The 8,471-nt window shown below is 57.9% G+C and carries 5 protein-coding genes and 3 pseudogenes; 6 read left to right on the top strand and 2 right to left on the bottom strand.

The features are described from left to right. Positions 1-239 precede the first annotated feature (239 nt). From JWR14_RS37095 to JWR14_RS37115, 5 genes and pseudogenes are all read left to right on the top strand, one after another. Complete coding sequence (locus tag JWR14_RS37095) at positions 240-1,490, top strand: site-specific integrase (RefSeq protein WP_299719533.1); 1,251 nt, start codon at positions 240-242, stop codon at positions 1,488-1,490. Further along, the gene (locus JWR14_RS37100; protein ID WP_299719535.1) at positions 1,487-2,854 is read left to right on the top strand and encodes a tyrosine-type recombinase/integrase; all 1,368 of its coding nucleotides are present in this window, start codon (positions 1,487-1,489) and stop codon (positions 2,852-2,854) included. The genes JWR14_RS37095 and JWR14_RS37100 overlap by 4 nt, the downstream gene beginning before the upstream one ends. Beyond that, entirely contained in the window at positions 2,851-3,852 is a 1,002-nt protein-coding gene (locus tag JWR14_RS37105) for a tyrosine-type recombinase/integrase (protein ID WP_201130279.1), read from the top strand. Before JWR14_RS37100 ends, JWR14_RS37105 begins: the two co-directional genes overlap by 4 nt. Before the next feature lie 97 nt (positions 3,853-3,949). Beyond that, positions 3,950-5,083, top strand: a pseudogene (istA, locus tag JWR14_RS37110) (IS21 family transposase); the annotation flags it as partial. Continuing rightward, positions 5,073-5,396, top strand: a pseudogene (locus JWR14_RS37115) (ATP-binding protein); the annotation flags it as partial. The pseudogenes istA and JWR14_RS37115, both read left to right, overlap by 11 nt. A 28-nt stretch (positions 5,397-5,424) precedes the next feature. Here the strand turns inward: JWR14_RS37115 and JWR14_RS37120 are convergent. Together JWR14_RS37120 and JWR14_RS37125 are read right to left on the bottom strand one after the other, a co-directional pair. Then, entirely contained in the window at positions 5,425-7,485 is a 2,061-nt protein-coding gene (locus tag JWR14_RS37120; protein ID WP_299719542.1) for a recombinase family protein, read from the bottom strand. Then, positions 7,466-7,633 carry a hypothetical protein gene (locus tag JWR14_RS37125; RefSeq protein WP_299719544.1) on the bottom strand — a complete coding sequence of 56 codons (168 nt, stop codon included), beginning with the start codon at positions 7,631-7,633 and terminating at the stop codon, positions 7,466-7,468. Before JWR14_RS37125 ends, JWR14_RS37120 begins: the two co-directional genes overlap by 20 nt. Positions 7,634-7,927: 294 nt before the next feature. Between JWR14_RS37125 and JWR14_RS37130 the strand changes: the two are divergent. Beyond that, positions 7,928-8,398 (top strand): annotated as a pseudogene (locus JWR14_RS37130) (ATP-binding protein); the annotation flags it as partial. Between the last annotated feature and the right edge of the window lie 73 nt (positions 8,399-8,471).

The raw sequence follows: 8,471 nt of genomic DNA on the forward strand, positions 1-8,471 counted from the left end.
GAGGCGCTGGCGCCAGGAGCAGCAGGAGCACGCACGAGCCGCTGGTCGAGGCACCTTTGTGCCGCTGACCTTTGCGCTCGCCGAATAATCGCAAGCTTGCGATTATTCGGCTAATCTGAAGGAGGCGGTAATCGGAAGGACATCGGCGAGTCGCCGGGCAGCCCGTAATTTTTCGCGATTCTGCTTTCCATTATGAGCACGTGGCATCCTCAGGCTTGGTCATGTCCGAGGAGGTTCCCATGTCCGCTCCGCTATCAACTGATGAGATGTTGATCGAGAAACTGCTGGCTCATCTGAGGGCCGAGGGGTATTCCCTACGGATCCAGCGGTGGTATCCGGCTCGTGTACGTCAGTTGCTGGATTACTGCAACCGTAATGGACTGTCGATCGAATCCGTTCGTTCTGGGCACGTGACGCGGTTCTTGCGCGGGCAATATCGACGCTCGCGGAAACAGTACAGCGAGTTGCCACCGTTTCAGAAATGGCGACATCGATACACCGGTGCCATCAATATGATGCTGCGTCTTGTGCATGGAGCATGGCCGGTTCCGGACCCACCGCGCAGCGCTCTCGAAGTCTTTCATTGCGATATCGTCAAGGACTACGACACGTGGTTGCGCGAGCTGCGTGGACTGCACCCACTGACACGAGCCAAGCGCACCAAGCATGCGTTGCAATTCCTAACTTCACTTGGACAGCGAGCAGATCAGCGGGGTCTTGCGGACTTGAGCGTTCGCGATCTTGATGCGTACTTGAAGCAATCTTGTGACGGACTACGGCGCGGATCCATCGAAGATCGAACCGTCTGCCTCCGTGATTTTCTTCGCCACTTGTGGCGCACGGGCCGAACCGCCATCGATCTCACCGGCACCGTAATGGGGCCGCGCATCTATAAGCACGAAGACATTCCAGTCGCCCTTCGAACAGAGGAAGTGCAGCGGGTTCTGGAGGTGACTCGGAAGAATCTCTCACCGGTCGGTCTACGCGACTACGCCATCTTGATCCTGTTGTCGACCTACGGCCTACGGGCTGCAGAAGTCGTCAATTTACGCTTGGAGGACATCGACTGGAGGCGGGATGTTCTTTGCGTGCGCCACTCAAAGACAGGGACCTACTCCGAGCTTCCATTGCTACGCGAACCGGGCGAAGCTGTGCTCCGATACGTGGAGAAGGCGCGCCCGCCAAGCGTACATCGAGAGATATTCCTGCGTATCCAGACACCGCACCGCCCGTTCAAGAACGGGTCGATCCTCAACTGCATCACGAGCGCTCGTCTGCGAGCAGCCGGAGTCACTCCACAAGGAAGGAAAGGCCCCCACGCCTTTCGCCACGCACGCGCCGTGAGCTTGCTGCGATCTGGTGTGCCGCTCAAGATCATCGGCGATGTGTTGGGTCACACGTCTGCTGCGGCGACCGCAGAGTATCTGAAGCTTGCGACCGAGGATCTGCGAACAATCGGACTCGATCTGCCAGGAGGATTTTTGCCATGACTCACTTACCGTCCATCGATGCGGCATCCGTGGAGCGATTTTTGCGGGCGCAACGCTTCCGCCATCCGGCCACGTACAAGAACTATGCGCACATTCTATGCAACTTCAACAGCTTTCTCGCGAACCATGGCGCGATTACTTCACCGGACGTCTCACTCGTGCAGCAATGGCTGAAGGAACACAGTCTCAAGTGGCCGGCGCACATCCTCTATCACCGAACCCTCCTGATCGAGCGATATGTCCAGTGGCTGCACGACCAGGGTCGGATTGCGTCAAACCCATTTGCAGAATTACATCGGCAGTACGGCCCGCGCACCACGCCGATCGTTCGAGCCCTCGTCAGTGAAGATAGTAACGCGGCACTCCAGAAACAGCGCCGGCTTCCTCGCTTCGGAAGTTTCCTTGGAATAGTGATGGATGAGCATATTGCACACATGCGCGTCCTCGGTTATCGCTATCGCACCGAAGAGCAGAGACTGCTGCGCTTCGATCGTTTCCTGCAATACCATCCCGAGCTGGCCGGGCTTACGCTGGCCGAACTCGTTGAGCATTGGAGCGAGGAAGAACCGTCACCGTACCATTTGTTTGAAGCTCGGAGAGCAGGCCGCACAGTGTCGAAGGCGATGCACCGGATCGACCCGCGGGTGCCGATCTTGTCCATCGGCGATGGGGTAGCTCGTTCGGCGCGGCAACAAGAGCGATCCCCCTATATCTACACGGACGAGGAGATACAGCGCATTCTGCAGGCGGCGCTGTTGTATCCCTCCCCGAAGGCACCGTGGCGTCCCGTCACCCTCTTCACCATGCTCGTGCTTGCTTACTGCGCCGGGCTTCGGGGAGGCGAGATCGCGCGTTTGGTGCTCGGGGACGTCGACCGATGCGAGCTGACTATCGACATCCGAGAGACGAAGTTCTTCAAAAGACGTCGTTTACCTCTGGCTCCTGGAGTTATGGCTATGCTCAAGCACTATCTTGTCCTGCGTGAGCAAGCCGGTGCTCCAACGAATCCCGAGAGCCCACTGTTCTGGAGTCCACAGCGAAACTGCGGCTACACAGTAGGCGGCATACGGCTCGTTCTGACGGATGTCCTGCGACGAGCGGAGATCAAACCCGCGCGCGGAGCAGTCGGACCGCGAATTCACGATCTGCGACACACGATGGTAGGCCATCGGATGCGCGACTGGTACAAGTCAGGAGTCAACCCGCAATCCAAGCTTCCCTACCTCGCAACGTACCTCGGACACAAAGACATCCGCTCGACGCTGGTTTATCTGAACATCACACCAGAATTGCTGCAGGAGGCCGGCGAACGCTTCCGCAAGAATGGCGCAACAGCGCTCCAGACGAGGGAGAGCATGCTATGAAACCGAGTTCATTCGCCTCTCTGCTGCACGCATTCTTCCATGAATGGATGGGCAAGCAGAGGAATCTCTCCCATCACACGGTATGTTCATATCGCGACACTTGGAAGATGTTCCTTCAATTTACCGCCAGCCGTGGGCGACGGCAGATCACACAGTTGTCGCTGGCGGACCTGCAGGCCAGCGAGGTGCTCGCGTTCCTCGATTATCTGGAGGAGGACAGGAAGGTGTCTATCGGCACGCGCAACTGTCGACTTGCCGCTATCCATAGCTTCTTTACTTTCGTCGCCCATCGCGAGCCGCTGGCGATCGCGCAATGCGCAGAGATCGCATATATCCCGGTCAAGAAGACATCCCGGCCCGCCATGTGTTACATGGATGCCGAGGAGATCGCGGCGGTCCTTCGGGAGCCCGATCAATCGAGCCTGGAAGGACAGAGGGATCACGCGTTGCTCGCGCTCCTGTACAACACAGGAGCACGAATCCAGGAAGCGCTGGATGTGTGCCCGCGGGCCATCCGCTTTGAATCCCCCGCTCAGGTAGAGCTGCTCGGCAAGGGACGCAAGAGCCGCATTTGCCCCTTGTGGCCGGAAACGGTGGACATAATCAAGGCGCTGTTGAGGCGACAACCGCGTTCGGATGACGAGCCCATCTTCGTCAATCGATACGGCCAGCCGCTCGGTGCAGCCGGGGTTCGCTTCAAGCTCAAGCAATACGTTCAGTCAGCTTCGCTGCACGTGCCATCACTCGCGGCAAAGCGAATCACGCCGCACACGTGGCGTCACAGTGTCGGAGTTCAGCTCGTCGCTGCCGGTGTCGACGTGACGGTGATCCGTAGCTACCTCGGGCACGTGCGACTGGACACGACCAATCACTACGCTCGCGCCAATTTGGATACCAAGCGAAAGGCGCTCGAACAGGTCGACCCATCAACGAAGCCCGGTCGGCCGCCGCGATGGAAGCGGAATCCGGACTTGCTGACCTGGCTCGACTCTCTGTGAAAAGCACGCGCCCATAATGAGAAGGTCGTGCGGCCTACCAGCCAGCAGATTTGGGGAGGTAGGCCATTTCCTTCTTATAACGAGGCGCTTCCCATTAGGTGAAGCCTTCCAGTTCGACTGGAGCGAGGACTGGGCCGTCATCAACGGCGAGCGCACCAAGCTGCAGGTCGCGCAGTTCAAGCTCAGTCATAGCCGAGCGTTCTTCCTACGCGCCTATTTACTGCAGACGCACGAGATGCTGTTCGACGCACACCACCACGCGTTCGTGGCGTGGGGCGGTATTCCGCGCCGAGGCATCTACGACAATATGAAGACCGCCGTGGATAAGGTCCGCCGCGGCAAGCTTAGGGACGTCAATGCGCGCTTTAGCGCCATGGTCAGTCACTATCTGTTTGACGCCGAGTTCTGCAACCCGGCTTCGGGTTGGGAGAAGGGGCAAATCGAGAAGAACGTTCAGGATAGCCGTCACCGGCTGTGGCAACGCGTGCCGGCGTTTGGTTCGCTTGCTGCATTGAACGACTGGCTGGCCGACCAATGTGTCTTGCTTTGGCAGCAGACCAAGCATCCCGAGCAGGACACAACGATCTGGGATGCATGGTCGATCGAGCGCCCTCATCTCATGCCGGTGGGACAAGCCTTTGACGGCTTTGTCGAGCACACCAAGCTCGTCTCGCCAACCTGCCTGGTGAGTTTCGATCGCAACCGTTATAGCGTGCCTGCTGCCTTTGCCAACCGACCTATCAGCTTGCATGTGTATGCGGCCCAGCTCGTCTTCGTCGCCGAAGGTCAGGTGATCGCCGAACACGTCCGGTGCATCAACCGCAGCCATGATCGTGGCGAAACCATTTACGACTGGCGTCATTACCTGGCGGTCTTGCAGCGCAAACCCGGTGCATTGCGCAACGGCGCACCGTTCGCTGAGTTCCCGGCGGGCTTTAAGCGGTTGCAAGCAATCCTCTTGAAGCACCCGGGCGGCGATCGGGAGATGGTCGAGATACTGGCGCTGGTTCTGCTTCACGACGAGCAGGCCGTGCTAACCGCCGTCGAACTGGCCCTCGAAGCAGGAGCACCCTCCAAGCAAACAGTTCTGAACTTCCTGAGCCGGCTGCTTGACGGGGCACCAGTGCCGCCGCTACAGGCACCACAAGCCTTCGCCCTGCGGGTCGAACCCGAAGCCAACGTCAGCCGCTATGACCGCCTGAGAGACCGGGAGGATCATCATGCAGCCTGACGCGATGATGGAGATGCTCAAGTCACTGAAGCTGCACGGCATGGCCCAGGCGCTTGGCGAGTTGGCCGCGCAGGATTCGCCTGCCTACAAGTCCGCGTCTCTGGTGCTGGCCGGATTGCTCAAAGCGGAAATGGCCGCTCGCGAGGTACGCTCTCTGGCGTATCAGATGAAGGTCGCTCGCTTCCCTGCATATCGGGATCTGAACGGTTTCGACTTCAAATGCAGCGACGTCAACGAAGCGACCGTGCGTCAGTTGCACCGATGTGAGTTCGTGGCACCAGCTCAGAACGTAGTCCTGGTCGGCGGACCCGGACACGAGACATAATGCTCACCTCCCTATGTTATTGAAGATCAATAGATAGTTGATTTGGATCCGCTGATTGCGGACCTTCCGCCGAGTCCATTCGTGCGTAATACGCGTCGATATCGTCCCGACGTATGACCCATGGCGCGCCAATGCACGCCTGTGTAGCCGGCAATTGCTTCGTGCGGATCAAGCGCAAAACCGTCGGCGCGCTGATACGCAAAAACGCTGCGGCTTCCGCTGCGGTTAGTTCATTACGCTCCTGCCGCTCTCCTTCGCGATAGACTGCAATCGAATGATCGTGACGCAAAATACCAACGCGCGCTGCTGTCCATGAATGACCTTTGGCCGTGCGTTTGCCCAGACGATTAATGATCGCGGCAATGGATAGGTCCGGGAGGGTCCTTGCCAGCGCACGAACGATATCAATGGTGTTGCTGTCGGTGGCCCAGCGATGTTGCCCAGTACGATTCGTTTGGAATTCGAGTTCGGTGTGGTCTCCTCCTTGCCAGTGAAGAAGCGCCCTGATGGTGTGGTCCTGCTTCGTGACAACAATCTCCTTGAGAACGGTGCGCAAGATACGTTTCTTGATGTCGATGGCACTAGCGGGGTGATTCCACAGCCGGGGCAGATCCGTTCCCAATCTCATGAGCTCATCGCGCGCGGCGCTGCTGAGCGAATCCGCCGGCTGCTCGCGCAGCGCATCAAGTTCGGCTTGCCGTTGCGCTTGTATTGCCAACGCATCGTTCCAGCGGCGCTCTAATTCTGCGGCGACCAATCGGTTGTCCGGATCGATGGCATCGTACTGTCGACGCGCGCGGGTGGCTTCATAACGTGCCTGTTCGAGCGCAAGCTCCTTGTGGCGCACTCGCTCGTCATCACTCATGCGATTACGTTCGATAGCGTCCAACGAGGCGCGAATGCCCAATGGTTCCAGTCGGCGTAAAACTTCGTCCGACACGCGCTGATCTACACGCAATGCGCCGAACGAAATACAACTTGGACCGCCGTGATTCAGCATGCTGCCGCGGCAGTGATAGCGGGCCACCACACCTTTGGTGCCAGAATACGCAATATGCAGCTTGCGTCCACAATGACCGCAACGTAACAGACCCGGCAACAGCGAACTGCCGCGTTTAACCGAACCGCGGACCATGTTGCCCTTCATATTGGCATTGTCGGTAATCAATTTGCGATTGCTCTCGTATTCGTCCCAGCTAATGTAGCCCGCATGATGCTCGACGATCAAGACTTGCCAATCCTCACGGTTGACGTGGGTGCCGCTGTAGAGACGCTTGCGACCGTTCTCAATGCGCACGATCGTCTTGGTCTTGCCAAACGCGTAGGCACCGCCGTACGTGGGATTCGTTAGCATCTTCAACACGGTGTTATATATCGGCAGTTTCCAGACGACATGGCGGCCCTCTGGACCGTAGCTGACAGCCGGCAACTCAATATTCTCTTGCCGGATCCAGAGTAAGGCTTGTCTGACACTACCTAACTCACGAAACTTCTGGAAGACTAGGCCGAGCGCTTCACGAATACGTCGATCCGGATCGATCTCGATTCGATTGTTCGGGACCCGAACATAACCAATCGGCACCGTCATGAACAACTCCCCACGCTTGGCCTTCTGGTCCAGTGCGGCTTGAGAGCGTTGGCGAAACGTCGATAGTTCCATCTCGGACAGCGTGCCCTTCATACCCAGCAAAAGCCGGTCGTTCGGTTCCCGAGGATCATAAATTCCGTCTTCGTCGATCAGGATCGTTCCGACAAGCCGACAGAATTCGAGCAACGTATGCCAGTCGCGCCCGTTGCGCGCGAGCCGGGAAGCTTCGATACAGAATACTGCACCGATCTCGCCGCTGCAAAGCGTGGCGAGCAACTTCTCGAACCCCGGTCGATGGATACCAGAACCCGAACGACCGAGGTCGTCGTCGATTACAGACACGTCGGGCCAGCCCAGCTCGCGAGCACGATCCGCAAGCCCGTACTGGCGCAACTGGCTCTCGCGGTTGTGCTGAACCTGATCGAACGTTGATTGCCTGATGTACACGCACGCACGGCGCGCAAGATGTTCAGCGCGGATCTTGCTCATCGCGCACCTCCGTCTCGATCGCGTCGATTACCGATTGCATCAGCAGTGCCAGCTGCGCCACCACTTCCGATAGCGTCTCTGTCGGCAAGAGCCTTTCGTTGCTGGCCTCCTCGAACAGATCCTTCTGCCTGATCACCTGTTTGCGCATCACCGTATCTCCCGTGTGTTGACGACACACTGGAAGATAAAGCGGCGTCAATCAGGCGCTGTAGTTCGACCAATACTGCATGCGGCAACTCCGGCTGGGAAACCACATGCATTCGAGTCGCTTCCTCCCAGGTCATCCACGGCGGAAGATGAGCGCGGGTACCGTCGGGCTGCATGATGATCAGATACGACTCGCCCCTGTATCGGTTCAACCCAATGACGTTGATGCACTCGCCGAAGCGCGGATGAAACGGATAGCGAACGACAACGTCGTCGCCATGATGATGGGCAGTATGTTGCTGGTTCGCCTGGCACTGGTAAAACGCATCTGGCGACAGCGATCGGGGTACAGGCGATCGAACATGATCGAAGCCGTGTGCGTTTCTTCTCGACCATTGAGCTCGTCAACGCCCTTGAGCAAGAGAAGCTGGTGGGAAAGCCGGGTCAACTGGCATTGCGTCTGATGTATGCCGACGTCGTGATCCTCGACGAGCTCGGCTATTTGCCATTCAGCCAGAACGGTGGCGCCTTGCTGTTCCACCTGCTTAGCAAACTCTACGAGCGCACGAGCGTCATCATCACGACCAATCTGAGCTTCTCGGAATGGGCAAGTGTCTTTGGCGACGCGAAGATGACGACCGCCCTGTTAGATAGGCTCACGCATCACTGCCACATTGTGGAAACCGGAAACGATAGCTATCGTTTCAAGAACAGCACGACACAACCTAAAAAGGAGAGAAAAAAGACCCAAACACCCACTACCTAACCCCAAAACCGGTCCAAAGGGTGGGTCAATATTCGATGCAAATCCTGGGTCAGGATTCAGTGCAAACCAACAG

The sequence above is a fragment of the Caballeronia sp. genome, from assembly GCF_028292365.1.
Classification (GTDB): domain Bacteria; phylum Pseudomonadota; class Gammaproteobacteria; order Burkholderiales; family Burkholderiaceae; genus Caballeronia.

Bases quoted from the DNA above. Each gene is read 5' to 3' on its own strand.
- JWR14_RS37095 (WP_299719533.1), top strand. From the start codon at position 240: ATGTCCGCTCCGCTATCAACTGATGAGATGTTGATCGAGAAACTGCTG.
- JWR14_RS37100 (WP_299719535.1), top strand. From the start codon at position 1,487: ATGACTCACTTACCGTCCATCGATGCGGCATCCGTGGAGCGATTTTTG.
- JWR14_RS37105 (WP_201130279.1), top strand. From the start codon at position 2,851: ATGAAACCGAGTTCATTCGCCTCTCTGCTGCACGCATTCTTCCATGAA.
- JWR14_RS37120 (WP_299719542.1), bottom strand. From the start codon at position 7,485: ATGAGCAAGATCCGCGCTGAACATCTTGCGCGCCGTGCGTGCGTGTAC.
- JWR14_RS37125 (WP_299719544.1), bottom strand. From the start codon at position 7,633: ATGCGCAAACAGGTGATCAGGCAGAAGGATCTGTTCGAGGAGGCCAGC.